Raw genomic sequence first — 22,737 nt, forward strand, 5'->3', positions numbered from 1 at the left:
CGATGGCGCTGCCCCTGTCACGATCTCTGGCGGGCCTCTCGGTCCAGGCGGACGGCCAGCTGGCCGTCCGCCGCAACCTGCCCGAAGAGGTGCCGGTTGCGATGGTCTATGATGGCTCCACCCAGGCCGTGATGATGGCAACCCCCGGCGACATCGCCGATTTCGCCCATGGCTTTTCCCTGACGGAAGGGTTCATCACCCGGCTCGACCAGATCGAGGATTTCGAGGTGGTGGAGCATGAGGCCGGAATCGAAGCCCGGTTCTGGCTTGTGGGCGAGCGGTCGCAGGCGCTGGAAACCCGGCGCCGCCGGATGATGGGGCCTGTGGGTTGCGGCCTCTGCGGCATCGACAGCCTGGAGGAAGCGACCCGCACGCTGCCAGTGGTGCAATCGGATCTCCGGCTTCCTGCCGGGGAAGTTGCGAGTGCGACCGACGCGCTGCGCGGCCTTCAGCCCCTGCATGACCAGACCCATGCGGTTCACGCGGCGGGGTTCATGGTTCCGGGGCAGGGGATCGTTCTGGCCCGCGAAGACGTGGGCCGGCACAATGCGCTCGACAAGCTCATCGGTGCGTTGGCCCTGCAAGGCATCGACCCGGCCAGCGGCGCGTTCGTGCTGACCAGCCGCATATCGGTCGAACTGGTGCAGAAGGCCGCGATGGCCGGTTGCCCCATGCTGATCGCCGTGTCCGCCCCCACGGCCCATGCCCTGACGCTTGCCGACGCCGCTGGCATTACCGTTGCCGCCTTTGCCCGTGGCGGCGGCTTCGATCTCTATTCCCATCCGCATCGCATCATCCCCGAGGCCCAAGATGTCCCCTGAGAAAATGGTCACCATGGCCAACCAGATCGCCACCTTCTTCAAGACCCAACCGGGCACCGATCAGGCCGACCGGATCGCCGCCCATCTGAGCGATTTCTGGGACCCGCGCATGCGCGCACAGCTGCAATCCTATGTCTCCGAAGGTGGCAAGGGTCTGGATGCGCTGGTGCTGGACGCGGCACAGAAGATCTGACATTTCTGACGCCTATCGGCATCAAATTATCCTTTATAGGGCGCAGGTTAACGCCCTGCGCCCTTGCAATGGCTTGAAGCTGCCCACACGTCATGACAGAAGGCGCCACCCGATCCGTGCAGGGGGTCGTCACCTGGAGGGCTGAGATGCTCGATATCACTGCCATGCGCGATAGCCTGACCGAGGCTTATGATCTCGCGCCCAATGCAGACCTGGCCGAAGAGCTGGCCCCGATCTATGCGAAGATGGACCGCGTGGTCAGCCCCATGGACTGGGTACGCCATGCGCCCTATGTGGCCGCGATCAACCGGTTGAAGCGGGAACGGAACGCGGTGATCCTCGCGCATAACTACATGACGCCGGACATCTATCACGGGATTTCTGATTTCGTCGGCGACAGCCTGCAACTGGCGATGGAAGCGCAGCGCACCGATGCCGAGGTGATCGTGCAATGTGGCGTGCATTTCATGGCCGAGACCTCCAAGATCCTCAGCCCCGAAAAGCGTGTGCTGATGCCGGATATGGAAGCGGGCTGTTCTCTGGCTGAAAGCATCACCGCCGAGGGCATCGCGGAAATGCGCGCCAAATACCCCGGCGCGCCGGTCGTGTCCTACGTGAACACCACGGCCGAGGTGAAGGCCGCCTCCGACATCTGCTGCACCTCATCCAATGCTGCGCAGATCGTGGCCGCGATGGACAGCGACACCGTGATCATGACCCCCGACCAGTATCTGGCCCAGAACGTCGCCCGCGACGTGCCGCAGAAAAACGTGGTCTGGTGGGAAGGATCGTGCATCGTGCACGAACAGTTCACGGCGGAAGACATCAGGGATTTCCGCGAATGGAACCCCGGCACCCGCATCATCGCGCATCCCGAATGCCCGCCATCCGTCGTGGATGCCTCCGATTTCTCTGGCTCCACCAAGGGGATCATCGACTACGTCGCGCGCGAAAAGCCCGAAAACGCGATGCTGCTGACGGAATGCTCGATGGCCTCCAACATCGCCGACGCGCTGCCCGAGGTCGAATTCGTCGGCCCCTGCAACATGTGCCCCTACATGAAGAAGATCACGCTGGAAAAGGTGCTCTGGTCGCTTCACACCATGTCGCCCGAGGTGCATGTGGATGAGGAGGTTGCCGTGAAGGCCCGGTTGGCCGTCCAGCGGATGATCGACCTGTCTCGGCAGTTGGGGATCTGAGCCAAGTGATCCGCACCAAGCGTATCGTGATTGTCGGCGCGGGCCTCGGCGCGCTTTATGCCGCGCTGGAACTGGCGCCGCGCCCGGTCCTGATGATCTCGCCGGAGGCCTTGGGCGACGGGGCCTCCAGTGCCTGGGCGCAAGGGGGCGTGGCCGCTGCCATGGCGGTCAGTGACAGCCCCGAGGCGCATGCCGCCGACACGGTGAAGGCCGGGGCAGGGACGGTAGACGCCGAGGTCGCCGCGATGGTCACCCGCGTCGCACGCGACCATATCCTCGACCTCACCAGCCTTGGCACCCCCTTCGACCGCGACGCCGAGGGCGGCTATGTCATGAGCCGCGAGGCCGCCCATTCCGCCGCCCGCGTCGTGCGCGTGCAGGGCGATCAGGCGGGCAAGCAGATCATGGAGACGCTGATCGCCGCGCTGCGCGCCACGCCGTCCGTTCAGGTCATCGAAGGCGCGTTGGTGACACGGCTGGAAACGGAGCGCGATTTGGTCACCGGGGTCTGGATTGCCTCCTCCGGCGCGCCGTCAGGCGAAGTGCTGATAGAGACTCCCGCCGTGCTGCTGGCGGGCGGCGGCTCTGGCGGGCTCTACGCCCATACCACCAACCCGCCGCGTATTCGCGGGCAGGTGATCGGCATGGCGGCGCGTGCCGGTGCGCTGATGGCCGATCCGGAATTCGTGCAGTTCCATCCCACGGGCTTCGATATCGGCGAGGACCCTGCGCCGCTGGCGACCGAGGCCCTGCGTGGCGAAGGTGCCACGCTCATCAACAAGACGGGCGAGCGCTTCATGCTCGACGTGCACCCCGATGCGGAACTTGCCCCCCGCGATATCGTCGCCCGCGCGATCTTTGCTGAAACCCAGGCCGGGAACCGCCCGATGCTGGACACCCGCACAGCGCTCGGGGCGCGTGTGCTGACAATGTTCCCCGCGGTTGCCGAAACCTGCGCCCGCGCCGGGATCGACCCGGTGTCGGAGCCCATCCCGGTGGCCGTGGCTGCCCATTACCACATGGGCGGAATCGCGGCGGATAAGGCCGGTCGGACCAGCCTGCAAGGGCTCTGGGTCTGTGGCGAGGCGTCGTCGACCGGCCTGCATGGTGCCAACCGGCTGGCCTCGAACGGGCTGCTGGAGGCACTGGTCTACGCCCGCAACGCCGCGAGTGACATCGCAGACAGCGTGCCTCTGACCGAAGCGGCACCCGTGGCCATCCGCTTCCCCGATGGCGGCAGCATGCCTGACCCTGACGCGGTGGCGGACCTGCGCCAGACCATGACGACATATGTCGGGGTACGCCGCACCGCCGAGGGACTGAAAACGGCCCTTGCCACCATCGCGCGGCTGGAAGCGGATCACGCGGACGACCCCAGCTTTCTCAACATGACCGCCACCGCCACGCTAATTGCCGCCGCAGCCCTCGCGCGGGAAGAAAGCCGGGGCGGCCACTGGCGAGATGACTTTCCCGAGCCCAACCCCGATCTCGCGCATCGCACCCTGATCCACCTGCCGGACGCCATAGCGATCCGAGATGCCGCCGCAAAGGACACCGCGTAATGCAGCATGCCGACCTGCCCGACCTGATCCTGGAACCGCTGGTGCGCGCCGCGCTGATGGAAGATCTCGGCACCTATGGCGACGTGACCACGCGCGCCGTGATCCCCGCCGATGTCACCTATGATGCCCGGCTGAATGCGCGGGCAGAGGGCGTCGTATCCGGCATGCAGATCGCGCGGCTGGCCTTTCACCTCGTCGACCCGATGCTGGAGGTGGCGGTGCTGCGCCCCGACGGCTCGCCCTGCGCTCCCGGCGACACGCTGATGACGATCAAGGGCAGCGCCGCCTCGATCCTGTCGGGCGAGCGGGTGGCGCTCAATTTCGCGGGCCGGCTGTCGGGGATCGCGACTCTGACCGCACAATTCGTCACGCAAACCAAGGGCACCCAGACCCGCATCACCTGCACGCGCAAGACCACGCCGGGGCTGCGCATCGTCGAAAAACAGGCGGTGCTGCATGGCGGTGGCTTCAACCACCGCTTCAGCCTGTCGGATGCCATTCTTATAAAAGACAACCATATCGCGGCCGCGGGCGGCGTGCGCGCGGTGCTGGAGGCGGCGAAGGCGAGCGCGTCCCACATGATGCGGGTGGAGATCGAGGTCGATACGCTCGACCAGCTGGCCGAGGTGTTGGAGGTCGGCGGGGCTGATGTGGTGCTGCTCGACAATATGGACACGCCAACCCTGCGGCAGGCGGTGAACATGGTTGCAGGCCGCATGGTCACCGAAGCGTCGGGCAACATGACCTTGCCGCGCATCGCAGAGGTCGCCGCGACAGGGGTCGACTACATCTCCTCCGGGGCGCTGACCCATTCCGCCAGGACCCTGGATCTCGGTCTCGATTTCTGATCACCGGAGACGCAGAGAAAAGTTTTCCAGAAAGCTTTTCGAATGCGGGCGCGTCTGGCGCAAAAATCTTCCAGAAGATTTTTCACGCCCTGCTCAGAGGTCGTAAACCAACCGGAATCCCTGATGCGGCGTGGCTGTATCAGGCGCATTCCCGTGGCGGGCCGCGATGCGATATCGGTAGCAATAGGAGATATGGCAGAGGAACGAGCCGCCCTTCTGCAGCTTGTAGCCGTCCTTGCCCCGATGCGCCGCTTGGCTGGCTTTCTTGAGCGACTTCACCCGGAAGGGCTCCGCCGTCCATTCCCAGACATTGCCCACCATGTTGTAAAGCCCGTAACCATTGGGCTGATAGGATCGGGCAGGCGCGGTGGCAAGAAACCCGTCAGCGCCGGTGTTGCGATGCGGGAAGCTGCCTTGCCAGATGTTGCAGGGCATGTAATCGGTGTCGTCGGGCTCCGCGTCGCCCCAGGGAAAGCGCACGTCGCCAAGCCCGCCACGCGCGGCGTGTTCCCATTCCGCCTCGGTTGGCAATCGCCCCCCGGCCCAGGTGGCAAAGGCCTGTGCGTCAGTCCAGCTGACCTGCACGACAGGGTGATCCTCGTGATACGCGTCGGGCACTGATGGCCCATGCGGCAGTCGCCAGCTGGCCCCGTCGACCATGCGCCACCATTCGGTTCCGACCACGCCTTGGGTGGGCGGGGCATCTGGTGGCAGGAAGCTGAAGAAGACGAAGGAGTTCCCAAAACGCTCCGCCTCCGTGACATAGCCGGTTTCGGCGACAAACTGGGCGAAGCGGGCGTTGGTCACAGTGGTCGCGTCGATGGCAAAGGGCTTGATCCGTTTGCGCCGTAGTGGGCTTTCCCCATCCATCGGCAGTCCTGGTCGGGCGGTTCCGACGAGGGCGCTGCCGCCCGGAATGGGCACTGCCTCGGCCTTGCCACTGTCACCCTGACTGCGCGTGATGGCAGGGGCAGGGGATGCCGTCCCGTCTCGGGCCGGGGTGCAGCAGGGCTTTGGGGGGTCGGAGGCGGTCATCGGGGATTTCGTGGTCATGTTTCCGAAGTCATGAAGGGAATCTGCGGCCGCGTCCAGTCCGGCTGTCCCTAGCGTTTGTCGCGTGGCGCCAGCGGGGCGCGGCTCTTGCCATTGCCCGCGTCGGTGGTCTTTTTCAGCAGCGCCAGAAGCTGTGCTTTTTCATCCTCGTCGAGCCCAGAGAGGATATCCCCCTGCAGATCCCGCACCACGGGGCGCACCCGCGCCAGCAGGTCTTGCCCGGACCGTGTGACCGTCAGAACCCGTGCGCGGCGGTCCGTCGGGCTGACCTCGCGCGCGACGAAGCCCTTCTGTTCCAGCCGGTCGATCACGCCGCCAAGCGTCGTCTGGTCATAGGCAATCGCGCCCGCAAGGGCCGCCTGCGCAATGCCGGGACGGGCGTCGATTGCCGACAGCGCCGCGAACTGCACAGGCGTCAGCTCCACACCCTCAGCCGCCATCCGGTCCGCGAAGATCGCCACCGAGATCTGGTTCAGCCTGCGCACAAGATGCCCGGCCATGTTGTAGATTTCGACCATCCCGGCCTCCTGCTTGGATCATCAGGATAGGCGAAACGCGGGAGAGTTGACAAGCATGCTAATAATCAGCATGCTTATTATATCGAATCCAAGGGAGGACGCCATGGGCGAGCAATTGGGCACGTTGGAAGAGCTGCCGCAGGACTATCGCGATGACATGACCGCAGCGGGGGTCGCGCCGCTCTGGCCGATGATGCGCAACGTGTTGCCCCATGGTGCCCCCAACCCGGTCACCAGGCCGGGGCACTGGAGCTATGCCGCCGTCCGCCCGCTGTTGCTGCGCGCGGGCGAGCTGACGCCGGTCGAAAAGGCCGAGCGTCGGGTTCTGGTCCTCTCGGATCCCGGTCGCGGGGCAGGGGCGATGCAGGCGACCGCCTCGATCTATCTCGGGCTGCAACTGCTGCTGCCGGGTGAAACCGCGCCGGCCCATGTCCATACGCCCTCCGCCGTGCGGATCGTGGTGGAAGGCACTGGCGGTTATACCGTGGTGGACGGGGAGAAGCTGCCGATGGAGGAGGGCGATCTGGTGCTGACCCCCGGTGGCGAATGGCATGATCACGGACATGAGGGAACCGAACCCGTTGTCTGGCTCGACGCGCTCGACCTGCCGCTTTTCGTTTATCTCGAAGGCTCCTACGCCACCGAAGGCCCGCTTCAGGCGCAGCGCAACCGCCCCGATGCCAGCCAGGTGGAGTACCTTTCGTCAGGCCTCGCCCCGAGCCGCAAACTTGGCGCAGGCCCGCGCCGCTACCCGATGATGCGCTACCCCTGGGGCCGGACCGAGGCCGCCTTGAACGAAATGGCCGCCTACACCGATGGTGACTGCGCCGAACTGGACTATGTGAACCCCGAAACCGGGGCCGATGTGCTGCCCACCATGGGCTTCACCGCGATGCGGATCGGGGCGGGTCAGCGCCACGCGCCGCCGTTGCGGTCTTCCTCTGCGGCCTTCCATGTGGTCAAGGGACAGGGCAAAACCACCATCAACGGCGAAACCATCGAGTGGGGTCCGAAAGATACCTTCACCGCCCCAGTTTTCGCCGAGATCACCCATGAAGCGGGGGAAGACGCCTATCTGGTGCGCGTCCATGACCGCCCGCTTCAGGAAAAGCTAGGTTACTACGAGGAACGCGCGCGATGACCGATTATCTCTTCGACACCCCTAAGGTGCAGTCCCTTCCGGTGAAGGGCGAGGTGGCCCAATACCCGGTGCACCGCATCTTCTGCGTGGGGCGCAACTACGCCGCCCATGCCGCCGAGATGGGGGTGGAGGTCGACCGCGAGGCGCCCTTCTACTTCACCAAATCGCTACAGGCAGTGCTGGCCAGCGGATCGACCCTGCCTTACCCGCCGGGGACCGAAAACTTTCACTATGAAATGGAGCTGGTGCTGGTCATCGGCAAACCCGTCTTCCGCGCCTCGGTCGCGGACGCGGCATCAGCGATCTACGCCTATGGCTGCGGTCTCGACATGACCCGCCGCGACCTGCAGCTGGCCGCCCGCGCCAAGCAGCGGCCCTGGGATCTGGGCAAGGATGTGGAAGGGTCTGCAGTGCTGACCGGTCTGACCAAAGCCGAGGAGATGGGAGAGATCGGCCCGCAACGCATCCATTTGGAGGTGAATGGAGAGGTCAGGCAGGACGCTTTGCTGTCCGATCTCATCCACGGCGTGGCCGAAATCGTCGCGGACCTGTCGAAATTCTACCACCTCGCCCCCGGCGATGTGATCATGACCGGTACGCCCGCAGGTGTTGGCCCCGTGGTGGCGGGCGACGTGATCACCGGCGGCGTGGATGGGTTGGAGCCGATTTCCCTCACCATCGGCGCACCGGAATGATCCACGTTCACGGATATTTCCGCAGCTCCTCTGCCTACCGGCTGCGCATTGCGCTGAACCTCAAGGGCGTGGCGCATGACTTCACCTCGGTGCATCTGCGCCGGGGCGGGGGGGAGCAGAAAAGCCCTGCCTTCCGCGCGCTGAATCCGCAGGCGCTGGTGCCCGCGTTGGAGGCCGACGGGCTGGTCTTGACGCAATCGCTGGCCATCGTGGAATGGCTGGATGAGACCTATCCCGACCCCGCGCTGCTGCCCTCTGACACGGATCTGCGCGCGCAGGTCCGGGGTTTTGCACAGGTCATCGCCTGTGATGTGCATCCCCTGCAAAATCTGCGCGTGCTGGACTATCTGGAACAGCATTTCGGCGCCGATCAGGCGGTGAAAGACGCCTGGTGCCAGCGCTGGATCGGCGACGGGCTGGAGGCGTGTGAGGCATTGCTTGCCAAGCAGACCCATGGCGGCAGCTTCTGCTTTGGCGACACGCCGGGGCTCGCTGATATCTGCCTTGTCCCGCAGGTCTTTTCAGCGGCGCGGTTCAAGCTTGATATCAGCCATCTCAAACGGGTGAACGCGGTCTATGACGCCTGTCAGCGGCTCACCGCCTTCGCCGACGCGGCCCCCGGCCTGCAACCCGACGCGGAGCCGTAGGGCCCCGCAACAGATCACATCAGTTTCCCGAAACGGAAACCATCCCGCCCAAACTGTCAGTTTACTTGGGCGAACGGGAAAGTCATGCTTCGAGAAGGAGTGCACGACATGGCACAAGACAGGATCATCATCGCCGGCGGCGGCATTGGCGGGCTGGCGACGGCCATTGGGCTGGCGCAGAAGGGCATCCGCTCGCTGGTGCTGGAAAAGGCCCCGGAGCTGGGAGAGATCGGCGCGGGCATTCAGCTTGGCCCTAATGCCTTTCATGCCTTCGACTACCTGGGCGTTGGCGACGCGGCCCGCAACATGGCGGTCTATATCGACAACCTGCGCCTGATGGATGCGATCAGCGGGAATGAGATCACCCGCATCCCGCTGGACGATGCCTTCCGCACCCGCTTCGGCAACCCCTACGCGGTGGTGCATCGCGGCGATCTGCACGGGGTTTTCCTGCGGGCTTGTATCGAGCATGACCTGGTGGAACTGCGTACCAATGCGGGCGTTGCCGATTATGAACAGGACGACAGCAGCGCAACGGCAATCCTTGAGAACGGCGAACGGGTTACGGGCAGCGCGCTGGTTGGGGCGGACGGGCTCTGGTCCAACATCCGCAAGCGGGTGGTGGGGGACGGCAAGCCGCGTGTGTCGGGCCACACCACCTATCGCAGCGTCATTCCGGTCGAGGATATGCCCGAGGATCTGCGCTGGAACGCCGCCACCCTTTGGGCCGGGCCGAAATGCCATATCGTGCATTATCCGCTCTCGGGCTGGAAGCTCTTTAACCTCGTGGTCACCTATCACAACGACGCGCCGGAGCCTGTGGCGGGCAAGCCTGTCAGCCATGACGAGGTGCGCCGGGGCTTCGAGCATGTGAATCCGGTCGCGCGCCAGATCATCGAGAAGGGCAGGGACTGGAAGCTCTGGGTCCTGTGTGACCGCGACCCGGTAATGAACTGGCAGGATGGGCGCGTGGTGCTGCTTGGCGATGCGGCCCACCCGCAGCTGCAATATTTCGCGCAAGGCGCCTGCATGGCGATGGAGGACGCGGTGGCGCTGGCCCACCAGATGGAGGCCTGTTCCGGCGATGCCACTCGCGCCTTCCCCGCCTATCAGGAGATGCGCCGCCTGCGCACCGCGCGCATCCAGCTGCAATCGCGCGAGATCGGGGACCATATCTACCACGCCTCCGGCGCCCATGCGGAACTGCGCAACGCGGTGATGAGCGCCCGCAGCCCCGAGGAATGGTACGACATGATCGCCTGGCTTTATGGCTCCACCGGGCTCGATGGGGCGGTGTCGTCGGAAACCCTGCGCAACAGGCTTGCATGAAACCCGTTGCGCGAGACAGAAAATTAGGTTACCGAACGGTTGGTCGTTTTATTTGAAACGAAATCGGGGAATAAATGCGCCGGTTGAAATGGTATCGACAAAAATAGTTATGTCGTATATCTAAATTGGCGGAGGAAGATCTGTTCGAGATAGAATCATGTGTATCCGCTCGAATTTGCGGCTACGCTTCGGTCAAAAGGGAGGAAACCGACAATGACCATTACTCGTCGTAACCTGATGAAGACCACCGGCGCCGCCGGTATGGCCGTCATTGGCGCAACCGTTCTGCCCAAGGCAGCGCGCGCCAATGAATTTACCCTGCGCCTGCACCAGTTCCTGCCCGCGCAGGCCAACATCCCCGCACAGGTGCTGGACCCCTGGGCCGATGCCATCGAGGAACAGTCCGGCGGCCGCATTACCGTGGAACGCTACCCCTCCATGCAGCTCGGCGGCACGCCCCCCGATCTGATCGACCAGGCCATCGACGGCATCGCCGATGTGGTCTGGACCGTGGCGGGCTACACCCCCGGCCGCTTCCCGCGCACCGAGGTGTTCGAACTGCCCTTCATGATGACCTCCGCCGGGCCGACCAGCCGCGCCTACTGGACCATGGCCGAGCGTCACATGATGGATGCCGATTTCGCAGCCTTCAAGCCGATCGCCGTCTGGGTCCATGGCCCCGGTCTGATCCACTCCGCCGATCCGATCCGCACCCCTGCGGACCTCAACGGCGTCAAGCTGCGCGCACCGACCCGCGTGACCAACGCCATGTTCTCGAACCTCGGCGCCACCACCGTCGGCATGCCGGTTCCGGCGATCCCGGAAGCGCTGTCGCGCGGCGTGGTCGATGCGACCGTCATCCCGTGGGAGGTCGTGGGCATCCTGCGCGTTCAGGAACTGGTGGAAAACCACACCATCTTCCCGAATGCCTCGCTCTACACCACCTCGTTCATCTTCGCGATGAACCAGGCCAGCTATGACGCGCTGCCCGCCGACCTTCAGGCGGTGATCGACGCCAATTCCGGCGCGGACACGTCCGAATGGGCCGGTCGCACCATGCAGGAGTTCGACGAACCCTCGCGCATGGCGGCAGAGGACCGTGGCAACAACATCATCGAACTGACCGAGGCCGAAGTGGACATGTGGCGCGAAGCGGCGCAGCCCACCATCGACAACTGGGTCGCCGAGATGGACGAAGCCGGCATGGACGGCACCGGCCTTCTGGCCGAGGCCCGCGCGCTGATCGCGGAATACAGCGCCTGATCGAACCGGCCCCCGTGCGCCTGAAGGCATGCGGGGGCCGTATTCTATCTGCAAGTGATGGGGGGTGAGATGCCCAATCTGGTGGACCGGCTGGCCCGTGGCATGGCCGTTCTCGGTGGAATGATCCTGACCGTTCTGGTGATCCTCGTTTTCGTCAGCGTCCTTGGGCGCGGGCTGAACACGTTCGGTAATTCCGATTGGCTGACCGGCGTCGCGGGCGGCTTTGCCGAATGGCTGATCGGCACCGGTGTCGGCCCGATCGAGGGCGATTTCGAGGTCGTCGAATCCGGCATTGCCTTCGTGATCTTCTGCTTCCTGCCCATCTGCCAGCTCTATGGCGGCCATGCAGCGGTGGATGTCTTCACCTCGCTGATGCCCTCGGGCGTCAACAAGTTTCTCCAGACGCTGTGGGAAGTGGTTCTGACCGGCGTCCTGATCCTGATCACCGTGCAGCTTTATGAAGGCATGATGGACAAATACAATAACGGGCAGACCTCGTTCCTGCTGCAATACCCGGTCTGGTGGGCCTATGCCGCCAGCCTCGTCGCGGCCCTCGTGACCTCTCTGGTCGGCCTTTATTGCGCCGTGGCCCGCGTGATCGAGCTGGTCAGCGGTCGCGCCATTCTTCCTGGCTCCGGGGGGGCGGTCCATTGACGATGTTCGAGCTTGGGGCCTGGTCCTTCCCGGTCCTTCTTCTGCTGATCTTCCTGCGTATGCCCATTGGCCTAGCCATGTTCCTGGCGGGCGTGGGCGGGCTGTGGATGGCCACCGGCGACACCTCGATGTTCATGGCGCGGCTGAAGACGGAAACCTTCACCACCTTTTCCAGCTATTCGCTGTCCATCGTGCCGATGTTCTTGCTGATGGGGCAGTTCGCGACCCTGTCGGGCATGTCCACGTCGCTTTTCAAGGCTGCCGAAAGCTGGCTTGGTCATCGCAAGGGCGGGGTCGCCATGGCCTCGGTCGGGGCCTGCGCGGGCTTTGGGGCGATCTGCGGCTCATCGCTGGCCACCGCCGCCACCATGGGCCGCGTGGCATTGCCTGAACTCAAGCGCTACGGCTATTCCGGCGGCTTTTCGACGGCCACGCTGGCCGCGGGCGGCACGCTTGGCATCCTGATCCCGCCGTCGGTCATTCTGGTGATCTATGCGATCCTGACGGAACAGAACATCGCCTCTCTCTTCCTCGCGGCACTGGTGCCGGGCATCCTCGCGGCGCTTGGCTATATCCTGACCATCTCGATCTATGTGCGGGTGAACCCCAAGGCGGCAGGCACCCGCCCGCCCGTGCCCATGGCCGAGCGCTTCCGCGCCATGGTCGATGTCTGGCCGGTGATCCTTGTCTTCGGCCTTGTTGTCGGCGGCATCTATCTGGGCTGGTTCACACCGACCGAGGGCGCCTCGGTGGGGGCGTTCGGGACCGGTCTGATTGCCTTCTTCAACGGCACGCTGACTTGGAAAGTGTTCAAGGAAAGCATCATCGCCACCGCCATCGGCACCGCGATGATCTTCTTCATCGTGCTCGGCGCGCATCTCTATAACGGCTTCCTTGCGCTCAGCCAGGTGCCGCAGACCCTGTCGGAATTCGTGCTGGCGCAGGGCTTCAGCCCCTGGATGATCCTCGCGCTGATCCTGATCTTCTACCTCGTCTTCGGCTGCCTTATGGACTCGCTTTCGATGATCCTTCTGACGATCCCGATCTTCTTCCCGGTGATCTCGGTGCTGGATTTCGGCCTTGTCGACATGATCGGCCTGCAAAGCGTCCGGCTGGATGCGGCCATCGCGCAGGGGCTGGATGCAGCGCCAGAGCTGATACGACAGGCGCAGGATCTGCTCGCGGCAGGCACCGAGCTGACCCGCGACCAGTTCCGCGAACTGGGCATGCGCCCGGTCACGCAATTCCAGCTGGAGGACGTGGCCACCACCAGAACCGCGATCTGGTTCGGTATCCTCGTGCTGATCGTGGTCGAGGTCGGGCTGATCACCCCGCCGGTTGGCATGAACCTCTTCATCATCAACGCGATGGACCGGGAAACGCCGATGGTCGAGACCTACAAGGCGGTGATGTATTTCGTCACCTCGGACCTGGTGCGCGTGGTGATCCTGGTTCTGTTCCCGGCGATCACACTGTTTTTGCTGCCGCTTTAGGCGGTCTCGGACCCCCGATGCCCTGGTGCCGGGGGTTCTTGCGTCGCATATCGTTATGTGACATAACTATTATGAGATGAAAGAGAAAGGCAAAACCCATGCGCATTCAGGATCAGGTGGCCATCGTCACAGGCGGCGGGTCGGGGCTCGGGGCCGCGACCGCACGGCATCTGGCGGGGCAGGGGGCGAAGGTCGCGATCCTCGATTATGACGGCGCGCGGGCCGAAGCTGTCGCGGCAGAGATCGGCGGCATCGCCGTGCAACTGGACGTGGGCGACGAACCCGCCGTCGGTGTGGCGGTGGCGCAGGTGGCCGCGCATTTCGGTCAGGCGGCGCGCATCGCGGTCAATTGCGCGGGTGTGGGCCTTGCGGCGCGGATCGTCGGGCGCGAGGGCAAGCTGTCCTTCGACGTCTTCGAACGCACCCTGCGGGTCAACCTGTTCGGCACCTATAACGTGATGAGCCACGCCGCCCGGCTGATGTCCGATCTTGACCCGACCGAGACCGGCGAACGCGGTGTCATCGTCAACACAGCCTCCGTCGCCTATCAGGACGGTCAGTTGGGTCAGGCGGCCTATGCGGCCTCCAAGGGGGCGATTGCCGCCATGTGCCTGCCCGCCGCACGAGAGTTTGCCAAGCAGGGCATCCGCGTCATGGCCATCGCGCCGGGCCTTTTCCACACCCCGATGATGGAGGGTCTGCCGGAAGAGGTCACCGCCCAGATCACCGCGAATATCCCCTTCCCGGCGCGGCTCGGCCAGCCGCAGGAATATGCGTTGATGGCGGCCCAGATCATCGAAAACCCCTATCTCAACGGCACCACGATCCGCCTTGACGGCGCGGTCCGGCTGCCGCCGCGCTGAAGGTTACCCCATGTCCGACATTCTGAAGATCGAGATCGAGGACGGCATCGCCACCCTCACCATGAACCGCCCCGGCAAGCGCAACGCCATGTGCGATGAGCTGCTTACGGCCATCGACGCCTTCTTTTCCAACCCGCCCGAGGGGGTGAAAGTGGTCATCCTGACCGGGACCGAAGGCCATTACTGCTCCGGCCTCGACCTGTCGGAACATCAGCAGCGCGACGCGGAAGGCACCATGCGCCATTCGCGGGGCTGGCACGCGATCATGGACAAGATCCAGTATGGCGGGCTGCCGGTGGTCTCGGCCATGTTCGGCGCGGTGATCGGCGGCGGGCTGGAAATGGCGACCTCCACCCATGTGCGGATTGCAGAGCCGTCGACGATCTTCCAACTGCCTGAAGGCAAGCGCGGCATTTATGTGGGTGGTGGCGCCTCCGTGCGTGTCGGCCGCATTCTGGGCGCCGACCGTATGGTCGAGATGATGCTGACGGGCCGCAAATACGGGGCGGACGAGGGGCTGGCCCTTGGCCTCACGCATTACAGCGTCGGCGAGGGCGAGGCGCTGCCGCTGGCGCGGAAACTGGCCGCACAGATCGCATCGAACGCGCCCCTGTCCAACTACATCATGATCCAAGCGATTTCCCGCATTGAGGATATGGCCAAGGCGGATGGGCTCTTCACCGAAAGCCTCTGCGCCGCGCTGACCCAGACCAGCCCGCATGCGCTGGAGGGGTTGCAGGCCTTCCTGCAGAAACGCGCGCCCGATTTCGGATGACCCGCATGAGCAAGCCCAATCCCGCCCCGCCTGTCGTGGACCATGTCTCCGACGCCACCCTGCGCGGCTTCGTCGGCTACCACATGAAGCGCGCCTTCAACGTGGTGCAGGCGGATCTGGCCAACACGCTGAAACCCTTTGACCTGCGGATGATCACCTATTCGGCGCTTGTCCTGATCGTCGACAACCCCGGCCTGCGCCAGTCGCAGCTGGCCGACGCGATGGATATCGAACGCCCCAATCTGGTCGTCATCATCGACGAGCTGGAGCGCCGAGAACTGATCCTGCGCGAGAAGGTGCCGACCGACCGGCGCGCTTATGCGCTGGTGCCCACATTGGCCGGGCGGCAGCTTTGCGCGCGCGCGATTGAGGCGGTGACATCCCATGAGGCGCGGCTGCTTCAGGGGGTGGGGATGACGGAATACGCGCAGGTTCTGGACGTTCTGCGCCGGATCGAAGCCAAAGGCACAAAGGAATGACCGCCATGAAGCGCACCACCGATTTCCTGCCCCATTCCGTGACACGCAACGTGCGGCCTGACGGGTCGATCCTGCTGCACTCGGACATCCCGCTTGGCCCCGTGATGCGGCGCACTGGCGACTGGCTGCACCGTTGGGCCATCGAAGCGCCCGACCGGGTGTTCCTGGCCGAACGCAGCGGCGCGGGCTGGCGGACCGTGACCTATCGCGAGGCGTTGCAGATGGTGCGGGCGCTGGCCGAAAGCCTGCTGGCGCGGGGGCTGGATGGTGATCGGCCGATCCTGATCCTGTCGGGCAATGGGGTGGACCATGGCTTGCTGTCGCTGGCAGGCCAATATGCGGGTGTGCCCATTGTGCCGGTGGCCGAGCAATACTCGCTGATCCACGGCGCCCATGGCCGGTTGCGCCACGCGGTCGAACTTGTCCGCCCCGCCATGGCCTTTACCGTCGATGCCGCGCATTACGGCGAGGCGCTGGAGCTCGACTGTTTCGACGGGGTGGAGATTGTCGCGAGCCACACCCATGGCCGCCCCGGCGTGACGGCGTTCGAGACGCTGTTGCAGGGCGATGACAGCACCGATATCGACGCCGCCTTCGACGCGGTGACACCTGCGACCGTGGCCAAGATCCTGATGACCTCGGGCTCCACCTCCTCGCCCAAGGGGGTGCTGACGACGCAAGCCATGATGTGCGTGAACCAGACGCAGCTGGCCGATGCCCTGCCGATGCTGCGCGCCCGCCCGCCGCGCATCGTGGACTGGCTGCCTTGGAACCACGTCTTTGGCGGCTCGCATAATTTCAACATGATGCTGGCCAATGGCGGTTCGCTCTATATCGACGATGGCAAGCCGGTGCCGGGGCTGTTCGAGCGGACGGTGGAAAACCTGCGCCTGACGACCGGCACGCTCAGTTTCAACGTGCCCGTGGGCTACGGGATGTTGCTCAAGGCGCTGAAGGCCGATGATGCCTTGCGCCGCCGCTTCTTCGAGGATCTCGACCTGATCTTCTACGCCGGCGCGTCCCTGCCGCAGGAGGTCTGGCAGGGCTTCGAGGCAATGGCGATGGAGATCAAGGGCGAGGTGCCGATGATCACCACAAGCTGGGGCCTGACCGAAACAGGCCCCGCCGTGATGCTGCAGCACGAGCCGATTGACCGGTCGGGCGTTGTCGGCGTGCCGCTGCCGGGCTGCACGGTGAAACTGCTGCCTAACGCCGAGATGCGCTGTGAGGCGCGGGTGAAGGGGCCGAACATCATGCCCGGCTATTTCGAAGCGCCGGAGAAATCGGCGGAGGCCTTCGACGATGAGGGCTTCTTTGTCACCGGCGACGCGATGGTGTTCATCGACCCTGACACTCCCAACAAGGGCATGAAGTTCGACGGCCGGATTTCCGAGGATTTCAAGCTGCTCACGGGCACCTGGGTGCGCGCGGCGCAACTGCGCATCGACATGCTGACCTGCCTGTCGCCGCTGGCCGCCGACCTCGTGATCACCGGGGCGGACCGCGACCAGATCGGGGTGATGATCTTCCCCAATATGGGCGAGCTGAAATCCGAGGGATTCTCGGACGCGTCCGATGCCGGTGCACTGTCGGACCCCGCGCTGCTTGGTGAGATCCACCGCCGCCTGGCCGAACGCGCCCGCGAGATCAGCGGCAGTTCCACCCGCGTCGCCCGCGCCATCGTGCTGGCCGAACCGCCCTCGATGCCCGAAGGCGAGATGACCGCCAAGGGCAATCTCAATTTCCGCAAGGTTCTGACCCGGCGGGCCGATCTGCTGGCCCGGCTCTATGCCGACAGCGATCCTTGCGTCACCACGATCTGAAGGGCCAAACCCATGGTAGACCTGACAAAAATCCGCGCCATCGACATCCACACCCATGCCGAGGAACCCTGCGGCTGCCACGCCGATGACGGCTATGACGACCTGCAGGCCACGATGGCGCAGTATTTCCGCGCGCCCTGGCAACACCCCCCAACCGTGCCGGAAACGGCCCAACACTACCGCGAACAGAACATCGCCGCCGTGATCTTCCCCGTCGATGCGGAACGCGAAACCGGCTACCGGCGCTACAAGAATGAGGAAGTGGCGGAGCTGGCGGCGGAGAACTCCGACGTGCTGATCCCCTTCGCCTCCATCGACCCGTGGAAGGGCAAGATGGGCGTGCGCGAGGCCAAGCGCCTGATGCGCGACTTCGGCATCAAGGGCTTCAAGTTTCACCCCACGATGCAGGGCTTCTACCCCAATGACCGCATCGCCTACGACCTCTACCGCGCGATCGAGGAGGAAGGCGGCATCGCCCTGTTCCACACCGGCCAGACCGGGGTCGGCAGCGGCATGCCCGGCGGCAACGGGATGCGCCTGAAATACTCGAACCCGATGTATATGGATGACGTCGCGGTCGATTTCCCCGACCTCAAGATCATCCTCGCGCACCCCTCTTTCCCCTGGCAGGAGGAGGCGCTCGCCGTCGCGCAGCACAAGCCCAATGTCTATATCGACCTCTCCGGCTGGTCGCCCAAGTATTTCCCCGAGATCCTCGTGAAATACTGCAACTCGATCCTTCGAAAGAAGGTGCTCTTCGGCTCCGACTGGCCAATGATCACGCCCGAACGCTGGCTCTCGGATTTCGAGAAGATCGCCATCAAGGACGAGCTGCGCCCGGATATCATCAAGGGCAATGCCGCCCGGCTTCTGGGGCTCGAATGATGGAGGCCCCGCGCCTGACGCCCTTCTGCACCCTTCACGTGCAGCTTGGCCCCTTGCGCGAGATGGGGCCGGGCCGCGCCGGGCAGCGGCGGATCATTCCGATCACCGGCGGCACGGTCACGGGGCGGATCGCGGGCACGATCCTGACCCTCGGCGCCGACTGGCAGACGGTCTTTGCCGATGGCGCCGCCGATATCGACACGCGCTACGCGATGGAAACCGATGATGGCGCGCTCATCGAGATCGTCAACAAGGGCGTTCGCCACGGCCCGCCCGAGGTGATGGCGCGGCTCGCCAAGGGCGAGGCCGTGGACCCCGCCGATTACTATTTCCGCACCACCGCAAGGCTGGAAAGCGGCGATCCGCGCTACACTTGGGTCAATCACCTGATCCTCGTCGGCCGCGGGGCGCGCGGTGCCGCGGGCGTCGAGATGCATCTTTTCGCGGTGGAGTAACCCCGATGAAACCCTTCACCGCCCCGCTTGACGATATCCTCTTCACGCTCACCCACGTGGCCGGTGCGGACAGCACGCCAGACTGGGACGCGGAGATGGCGCGTGAAATCGGCGCCCATTTCGCGGCCTTCGCAGAAGGGGAAATCGCACCCCTCGATGAACCGGGCGACCGGCAGGGCTGCCGGCTGGAAAACGGCCGGGTGCGGATGCCCGATGGCTTCGGCGCGGTCTACAAGGCCTATGCCGAGCAGGGCTGGCCCGGCCTCACCGCGCCCGAGGACCATGGCGGACAGGGCATGGGCGCGCTGATGCTGGCGATCACCTCCGAGATCTTCTCCGGCGCCAACCATTCCCTGCAGATGGTCACCGGCCTTGTGCCCGGCGCGATCCGCGTGCTGACCCGTTTCGGCACCAATGAGCAGCAGGCGCGCCATATCCCGGGCCTGGCCAGTGGGAACACGCTTGCCACCATGTGCCTGACCGAACCGGGCGCGGGATCGGACCTCTCCCGTATCCGCTGTCGCGCGGTGCAAGACGGGACCACCTGGCAGATCAGCGGCGAGAAGATCTTCATCTCCGGCGGTGATCAGGACATGAGCGAGGAGATCCTGCACCTCGTCCTCGCCCGCACCTCGGATAATGGCGTCAAGGGCCTGTCGCTCTTCCTCTGCCCGTCCACGAAGGCCGACGGCACCCGCAACAGCGTCACCGTGACCCGGATCGAGGAGAAGATGGGCCTTCACGCCTCGCCCACCTGCCAGCTGGCCTTCGATGGCGCTGAAGCGGAGCTGATCGGGGCCGAAGGGCAGGGTCTTCACGCCATGTTCACCATGATGAACCACGCCCGCGCCGATGTGGCCCTGCAGGGCGTGGCCCATGCCGCGCGCGCCTATGATGTGGCGAGCCACTACGCCGCTGAACGCCAGCAGGGACGCAAGCCCGATGGCAGCCCCGCGACGCTTGCCGATCACGCCGATGTGCAGCGCATCCTGACCGAGATCGACACGCGCGCCATGGGTGGCCGCGCGATCTGCCACCTCGCCTTTGTGGCGATGGACCGGGGCGACGCGCCCGATCTCGTGGACTTCCTGACCCCCGTCGCAAAAGTCGCCTGCACCGAAGCCGGCATGCGTGCGGCGGAACTGGGGATGCAGGTGCTTGGCGGCTATGGTTACCTGTCGGAATACCGGCTGGAACAGACCTATCGGGACGCTCGCATCACCGCGATCTATGAGGGCGCGAATGGCATTCATGAACGGATGCTCGCCACCCGGCTTCTGACGGGCGCGCCGGGGGCGGCGTTTGACGCCTTCCTGCAAGGCGAAGATCATGCCGGGTTGCTGCCGCTCTGGCAGCGCGCCCGCGCGTATCTGCAAAAGGCAGCGGATCCGACGCCCCTTGCGCATGATGTCATGGCGCTGACGATCCACACGCTTCTGGCGGCGCTCTACGCCCGGATCGCGAAGGCTGCGGATCATCACCCCGACCCCACGCGGATCAGGCAGCTGGCCGAGGAAGGGATCCGCACCGCCCGCAGCTTTGCCCCGGCACATGCCGCGAGGCTGGGGCTCTGATCCTTTCAGCTTGGGAAAAATACCTCGGGGGAGTCGCCCTTGGGCGACGGGAGCAGAGCCCCCTTTCCCAGAACCGGATCGCGGCCCGTCAGGGCCGCGCGGATCGACGTGCCGAAGGCACGGCGAAATCGCGGTTACATATGCACGGGGGGTGTATAGGGGGTGTACGGGGGGTGTACGCCCGGCACCCCCCCGTTTTCAGGCGTGCTCTAACGGCAGGCCAAGGATCTCCCGCGCCTGCTGCCAGCTGGCCACCGGACGCTCGTATTTTTCACACAGCTCCACAGCCCGCGCGACCAGTGCCGCGTTGGAGGGGGCGAGCCTTTCGCGGTCGAGCCGCATGTTGTCTTCGAGCCCCGTGCGCGCGTGACCACCCGCAGCAATCGCCCATTCATTCACCACGATCTGGTTGGGTCCGATCCCTGCGGCGCACCAGGGCGCGTCTTCTCCGAACAGCCGTTTCACCGTGCGGATGTAGAAGTCGAACACCTCGCGGTCCACCGGCATGGCGTTCTTCACGCCCATGACGAACTGCACATATGGCGTGCCTTGCAGTTCGCCCCGGTCCTGCATCAGCTTTGCTTGGAAAATATGCGACAGATCAAAGGCTTCTATCTCGGGCTTCACGTTATACTTTATCATCTCCGAGGCGAGCCATGCCACCAGATCGGGCGGGTTTTCATAGACCCGCGTCGGGAAGTTGTTCGACCCAACCGACAGCGACGCCATGTCGGGCGCCAGTGGCAGCATTCCACCCCGCGCCTGTCCCGCGCCCGAGCGACCACCGGTCGACAGTTGCACGATCATGCCGGGGCAATGCTTTTGCAGCCCCTCCATCAGGCGGCCGAATTTCTCCGGGTCGCTGGTGGGCGTCCCGTCATCGTTGCGCACATGGCAATGGGCAATGGACGCGCCCGCCTCGAACGCCTCCTGCGTGCTCTCGATCTGTTCCTCGACCGTGATCGGCACCGCAGGATTGTTGGCCTTGGTGGGGACCGATCCGGTGATCGCCACGCAAATGATGCAAGGGTTATTCATGTCGCGATTCCCGATAGCTTGGCCCGGCGATCCTGCCGCCGGGCCGGTCATTCGTCAAATGTCGAAGAAGACGGTTTCTTCCTCGCCCTGCAGCCTGATGTCGAACCGATAGACCGTTTGCCCGTCGCGTTCCGTTCGCTTGGCGATGAGCGTCGCGCGGCGGCGTTCCCATTCGATCAGGTTCAGCACCGGGTCGGCGGCATTGGCTTCGGCCTCGTCCTCGAAATAGAGCCGCGTATTCAGCCCGATATTGATGCCGCGCGCCACGATCCACAGGTTGATATGCGGGGCTTGCGGGCCGATATTGCGACCGGGCGTGGATCCCGGCTTGACCGTGTCGAACCCCCATTCGCCGGTGGCGAAATCGGTGATCACGCGACCCCAACCGCGAAAGCCGTCTTCCACCTCGCCGCCGCCTTCGGGATGCGCGTAGATGCCATCCGCGTTGGCCTGCCACGCCTCCAGCAGCACATCCTTGACCGGGCTGCCGGTGCCGTCGATCACGATGCCCTCGACGCGGATACGCTCGCCCCTGGCATTGGGTCCGGCGATGTCCCAGCCCAGTTCCTGTCGGTAGATGTCAAAGCCCGCCGCGCCGGGGGCAAGTCCGATATGGACGTAAGGTCCGGCGGTCTGAGAGGCGGTTTCCTTCAGGTAATCGAGAGATTGGGTCATCAGTTCCCCTCCAGCCGGTTTTCGAACATGGTCGACCGCCGCCCGCGCAGCACGATGTCGAACTTGTAGGCGATGCTGTCGAGCGGGATCGTCGCATTCTTGTCGAGCGCCGCGATCAACTGGCCGACGGCGGCCTTGTCGCGGATCGTGTTGACGATGGGACAGGACGCGATCAGCGGATCGCCCTCGAAATACATCTGGGTGATCAGCCGTTGTGCGAAAGCGTGCCCGAAGATCGACAGGTGGATATGTGCAGGCCGCCAGTCATTGACCCAGTTGCGCCATGGATAGGCGCCGGGCTTGACCGTGCGGAAGAAGTAATAGCCGTTTTCGTCGGTGATCGTGCGTCCGCAGCCGCCGAAATTCGGGTCGATCGGGGCAAGATAGGTGTCTTTCTTGTGGCGGTAGCGCCCGCCCGCATTGGCCTGCCAGACCTCGACCAGCGTGTTCGGCACGGGGCGACCGTTTTCATCCAGCACACGGCCATGGACGATGATCCGTTCCCCGATGGGGCTTTGACCCGGCTGTGCGTAGTTCTTGATCAGGTCGTTATCGAGCGGGTCCACATCGTTGTGACCGAAGGTCGGCCCGGTGATCTCGCTGACCGAGTTCTGCAGCGAGATCAGCGAATATTGCGGACTGCGCGTAACGCTGGTCTTGTAGTCCTTGTCATAGGCGGGGGGATGCCACATCCGGTCCCGCTGATAGTATTCGCCTGGCTTGGTCATTGCGGCGCTCCTCCTTCAAGGCTGGG

General features: G+C 64.6%; 24 protein-coding genes. 19 read left to right on the forward strand and 5 right to left on the reverse strand.

Annotation, left to right across the window (positions count from 1 at the left end):
- The first annotated feature begins 2 nt into the window (after positions 1–2).
- The 5 genes from fdhD (at position 3) to nadC (ending at position 4,623) form a co-directional block, all read left to right on the forward strand.
- Positions 3–821 (forward strand): formate dehydrogenase accessory sulfurtransferase FdhD, encoded by an 819-nt coding sequence (fdhD, locus tag EP237_RS08670; RefSeq protein ID WP_127560174.1) that lies wholly within the window; start codon positions 3–5, stop codon positions 819–821.
- Positions 811–1,014: a formate dehydrogenase subunit delta gene (locus EP237_RS08675; protein ID WP_127560176.1), complete on the forward strand. Its 204-nt coding sequence runs from the start codon at positions 811–813 to the stop codon at positions 1,012–1,014. The genes fdhD and EP237_RS08675 overlap by 11 nt, the downstream gene beginning before the upstream one ends.
- A 146-nt stretch (positions 1,015–1,160) precedes the next feature.
- The gene (nadA, locus tag EP237_RS08680; RefSeq protein WP_127560178.1) at positions 1,161–2,213 is read left to right on the forward strand and encodes a quinolinate synthase NadA; all 1,053 of its coding nucleotides are present in this window, start codon (positions 1,161–1,163) and stop codon (positions 2,211–2,213) included.
- A gap of 5 nt (positions 2,214–2,218) precedes the next feature.
- Positions 2,219–3,775, forward strand: a complete 1,557-nt coding sequence (locus tag EP237_RS08685) for an L-aspartate oxidase (RefSeq protein ID WP_127560180.1) — start codon at positions 2,219–2,221, stop codon at positions 3,773–3,775.
- Entirely contained in the window at positions 3,775–4,623 is an 849-nt protein-coding gene (gene nadC / locus EP237_RS08690; protein WP_127560182.1) for a carboxylating nicotinate-nucleotide diphosphorylase, read from the forward strand. Before EP237_RS08685 ends, nadC begins: the two co-directional genes overlap by 1 nt.
- A gap of 93 nt (positions 4,624–4,716) precedes the next feature.
- Here nadC and EP237_RS08695 read toward each other — a convergent pair whose 3' ends face one another.
- Together EP237_RS08695 and EP237_RS08700 are read right to left on the reverse strand one after the other, a co-directional pair.
- Positions 4,717–5,676, reverse strand: a complete 960-nt coding sequence (locus EP237_RS08695) for a formylglycine-generating enzyme family protein (RefSeq protein WP_240661579.1) — start codon at positions 5,674–5,676, stop codon at positions 4,717–4,719.
- A 50-nt stretch (positions 5,677–5,726) separates the two neighbouring features.
- Positions 5,727–6,194 carry a MarR family winged helix-turn-helix transcriptional regulator gene (locus EP237_RS08700; protein ID WP_127560184.1) on the reverse strand — a complete coding sequence of 156 codons (468 nt, stop codon included), beginning with the start codon at positions 6,192–6,194 and terminating at the stop codon, positions 5,727–5,729.
- A 103-nt stretch (positions 6,195–6,297) separates the two neighbouring features.
- Between EP237_RS08700 and EP237_RS08705 the strand changes: the two genes are divergently transcribed.
- The 14 genes from EP237_RS08705 (at position 6,298) to EP237_RS08770 (ending at position 20,270) form a co-directional block, all read left to right on the forward strand.
- A complete protein-coding gene (locus EP237_RS08705) occupies positions 6,298–7,335 on the forward strand; it encodes a cupin domain-containing protein (RefSeq protein ID WP_127560186.1) in 1,038 nt (345 codons plus the stop codon).
- Complete coding sequence (locus EP237_RS08710) at positions 7,332–8,030, forward strand: fumarylacetoacetate hydrolase family protein (protein WP_127560188.1); 699 nt, start codon at positions 7,332–7,334, stop codon at positions 8,028–8,030. Before EP237_RS08705 ends, EP237_RS08710 begins: the two co-directional genes overlap by 4 nt.
- A complete protein-coding gene (maiA, locus tag EP237_RS08715) occupies positions 8,027–8,677 on the forward strand; it encodes a maleylacetoacetate isomerase (RefSeq protein WP_240661580.1) in 651 nt (216 codons plus the stop codon). The genes EP237_RS08710 and maiA overlap by 4 nt, the downstream gene beginning before the upstream one ends.
- A 108-nt stretch (positions 8,678–8,785) precedes the next feature.
- On the forward strand, positions 8,786–10,006 hold the full coding sequence (locus tag EP237_RS08720; protein WP_127560190.1) for a 3-hydroxybenzoate 6-monooxygenase: 1,221 nt from the start codon (positions 8,786–8,788) through the stop codon (positions 10,004–10,006).
- 213 nt (positions 10,007–10,219) lie between these two features.
- Positions 10,220–11,269 (forward strand): TRAP transporter substrate-binding protein, encoded by a 1,050-nt coding sequence (locus tag EP237_RS08725; RefSeq protein WP_127560192.1) that lies wholly within the window; start codon positions 10,220–10,222, stop codon positions 11,267–11,269.
- A 69-nt stretch (positions 11,270–11,338) separates the two neighbouring features.
- Positions 11,339–11,923, forward strand: a complete 585-nt coding sequence (locus tag EP237_RS08730) for a TRAP transporter small permease (RefSeq protein ID WP_127560194.1) — start codon at positions 11,339–11,341, stop codon at positions 11,921–11,923.
- A 2-nt stretch (positions 11,924–11,925) separates the two neighbouring features.
- Positions 11,926–13,416 carry a TRAP transporter large permease gene (locus tag EP237_RS08735; RefSeq protein ID WP_420812513.1) on the forward strand — a complete coding sequence of 497 codons (1,491 nt, stop codon included), beginning with the start codon at positions 11,926–11,928 and terminating at the stop codon, positions 13,414–13,416.
- Between the two features lie 98 nt (positions 13,417–13,514).
- A complete protein-coding gene (locus tag EP237_RS08740) occupies positions 13,515–14,279 on the forward strand; it encodes an SDR family NAD(P)-dependent oxidoreductase (RefSeq protein WP_127560198.1) in 765 nt (254 codons plus the stop codon).
- 10 nt (positions 14,280–14,289) lie between these two features.
- Positions 14,290–15,054 (forward strand): crotonase/enoyl-CoA hydratase family protein, encoded by a 765-nt coding sequence (locus tag EP237_RS08745; RefSeq protein ID WP_127560200.1) that lies wholly within the window; start codon positions 14,290–14,292, stop codon positions 15,052–15,054.
- Positions 15,055–15,059: 5 nt separating this feature from the next.
- Complete coding sequence (locus EP237_RS08750; RefSeq protein ID WP_240661582.1) at positions 15,060–15,533, forward strand: MarR family winged helix-turn-helix transcriptional regulator; 474 nt, start codon at positions 15,060–15,062, stop codon at positions 15,531–15,533.
- A gap of 5 nt (positions 15,534–15,538) precedes the next feature.
- Positions 15,539–17,356 (forward strand): feruloyl-CoA synthase, encoded by a 1,818-nt coding sequence (locus EP237_RS08755; protein ID WP_127560204.1) that lies wholly within the window; start codon positions 15,539–15,541, stop codon positions 17,354–17,356.
- 12 nt (positions 17,357–17,368) lie between these two features.
- Positions 17,369–18,241 carry an amidohydrolase family protein gene (locus EP237_RS08760; RefSeq protein ID WP_127560206.1) on the forward strand — a complete coding sequence of 291 codons (873 nt, stop codon included), beginning with the start codon at positions 17,369–17,371 and terminating at the stop codon, positions 18,239–18,241.
- The gene (locus EP237_RS08765) at positions 18,238–18,696 is read left to right on the forward strand and encodes a DUF3237 domain-containing protein (RefSeq protein ID WP_240661584.1); all 459 of its coding nucleotides are present in this window, start codon (positions 18,238–18,240) and stop codon (positions 18,694–18,696) included. The genes EP237_RS08760 and EP237_RS08765 overlap by 4 nt, the downstream gene beginning before the upstream one ends.
- 5 nt (positions 18,697–18,701) lie before the next feature.
- Positions 18,702–20,270 (forward strand): acyl-CoA dehydrogenase family protein, encoded by a 1,569-nt coding sequence (locus tag EP237_RS08770; protein WP_127560208.1) that lies wholly within the window; start codon positions 18,702–18,704, stop codon positions 20,268–20,270.
- A gap of 198 nt (positions 20,271–20,468) precedes the next feature.
- Here the strand turns inward: EP237_RS08770 and EP237_RS08775 are convergent, their stop codons facing one another.
- Genes EP237_RS08775 through pcaH form a run of 3 tightly spaced genes read right to left on the reverse strand, consistent with a single transcriptional unit; the run spans position 20,469 to position 22,711 of the window.
- The gene (locus EP237_RS08775; protein WP_127560210.1) at positions 20,469–21,308 is read right to left on the reverse strand and encodes a 3-oxoadipate:acetyl-CoA acetyltransferase; all 840 of its coding nucleotides are present in this window, start codon (positions 21,306–21,308) and stop codon (positions 20,469–20,471) included.
- Positions 21,309–21,362: 54 nt separating this feature from the next.
- Positions 21,363–21,983, reverse strand: a complete 621-nt coding sequence (pcaG, locus tag EP237_RS08780; RefSeq protein ID WP_127560212.1) for a protocatechuate 3,4-dioxygenase subunit alpha — start codon at positions 21,981–21,983, stop codon at positions 21,363–21,365.
- Positions 21,983–22,711 carry a protocatechuate 3,4-dioxygenase subunit beta gene (gene pcaH / locus EP237_RS08785; protein WP_127560214.1) on the reverse strand — a complete coding sequence of 243 codons (729 nt, stop codon included), beginning with the start codon at positions 22,709–22,711 and terminating at the stop codon, positions 21,983–21,985. Before pcaH ends, pcaG begins: the two co-directional genes overlap by 1 nt.
- Between the last annotated feature and the right edge of the window lie 26 nt (positions 22,712–22,737).

Origin of the sequence: Nioella ostreopsis (genome assembly GCF_004000255.1) — a bacterium.
Taxonomy (GTDB): domain Bacteria; phylum Pseudomonadota; class Alphaproteobacteria; order Rhodobacterales; family Rhodobacteraceae; genus Nioella; species Nioella ostreopsis.

Coding starts and splice junctions, on each gene's coding strand:
- EP237_RS08705 (WP_127560186.1), top strand. CDS start 6,298: ATGGGCGAGCAATTGGGCACGTTGGAAGAGCTGCCGCAGGACTATCGC.
- pcaG (WP_127560212.1), bottom strand. CDS start 21,983: ATGACCCAATCTCTCGATTACCTGAAGGAAACCGCCTCTCAGACCGCC.
- EP237_RS08765 (WP_240661584.1), top strand. CDS start 18,238: ATGATGGAGGCCCCGCGCCTGACGCCCTTCTGCACCCTTCACGTGCAG.
- EP237_RS08720 (WP_127560190.1), top strand. CDS start 8,786: ATGGCACAAGACAGGATCATCATCGCCGGCGGCGGCATTGGCGGGCTG.
- EP237_RS08770 (WP_127560208.1), top strand. CDS start 18,702: ATGAAACCCTTCACCGCCCCGCTTGACGATATCCTCTTCACGCTCACC.
- nadA (WP_127560178.1), top strand. CDS start 1,161: ATGCTCGATATCACTGCCATGCGCGATAGCCTGACCGAGGCTTATGAT.
- EP237_RS08695 (WP_240661579.1), bottom strand. CDS start 5,676: ATGACCACGAAATCCCCGATGACCGCCTCCGACCCCCCAAAGCCCTGC.
- EP237_RS08735 (WP_420812513.1), top strand. CDS start 11,926: ATGTTCGAGCTTGGGGCCTGGTCCTTCCCGGTCCTTCTTCTGCTGATC.
- EP237_RS08675 (WP_127560176.1), top strand. CDS start 811: ATGTCCCCTGAGAAAATGGTCACCATGGCCAACCAGATCGCCACCTTC.
- maiA (WP_240661580.1), top strand. CDS start 8,027: ATGATCCACGTTCACGGATATTTCCGCAGCTCCTCTGCCTACCGGCTG.
- EP237_RS08725 (WP_127560192.1), top strand. CDS start 10,220: ATGACCATTACTCGTCGTAACCTGATGAAGACCACCGGCGCCGCCGGT.
- EP237_RS08760 (WP_127560206.1), top strand. CDS start 17,369: ATGGTAGACCTGACAAAAATCCGCGCCATCGACATCCACACCCATGCC.
- EP237_RS08710 (WP_127560188.1), top strand. CDS start 7,332: ATGACCGATTATCTCTTCGACACCCCTAAGGTGCAGTCCCTTCCGGTG.
- pcaH (WP_127560214.1), bottom strand. CDS start 22,711: ATGACCAAGCCAGGCGAATACTATCAGCGGGACCGGATGTGGCATCCC.
- EP237_RS08755 (WP_127560204.1), top strand. CDS start 15,539: ATGAAGCGCACCACCGATTTCCTGCCCCATTCCGTGACACGCAACGTG.
- fdhD (WP_127560174.1), top strand. CDS start 3: ATGGCGCTGCCCCTGTCACGATCTCTGGCGGGCCTCTCGGTCCAGGCG.
- EP237_RS08700 (WP_127560184.1), bottom strand. CDS start 6,194: ATGGTCGAAATCTACAACATGGCCGGGCATCTTGTGCGCAGGCTGAAC.
- EP237_RS08740 (WP_127560198.1), top strand. CDS start 13,515: ATGCGCATTCAGGATCAGGTGGCCATCGTCACAGGCGGCGGGTCGGGG.
- EP237_RS08750 (WP_240661582.1), top strand. CDS start 15,060: ATGAGCAAGCCCAATCCCGCCCCGCCTGTCGTGGACCATGTCTCCGAC.
- EP237_RS08745 (WP_127560200.1), top strand. CDS start 14,290: ATGTCCGACATTCTGAAGATCGAGATCGAGGACGGCATCGCCACCCTC.
- EP237_RS08775 (WP_127560210.1), bottom strand. CDS start 21,308: ATGAATAACCCTTGCATCATTTGCGTGGCGATCACCGGATCGGTCCCC.
- EP237_RS08730 (WP_127560194.1), top strand. CDS start 11,339: ATGCCCAATCTGGTGGACCGGCTGGCCCGTGGCATGGCCGTTCTCGGT.
- nadC (WP_127560182.1), top strand. CDS start 3,775: ATGCAGCATGCCGACCTGCCCGACCTGATCCTGGAACCGCTGGTGCGC.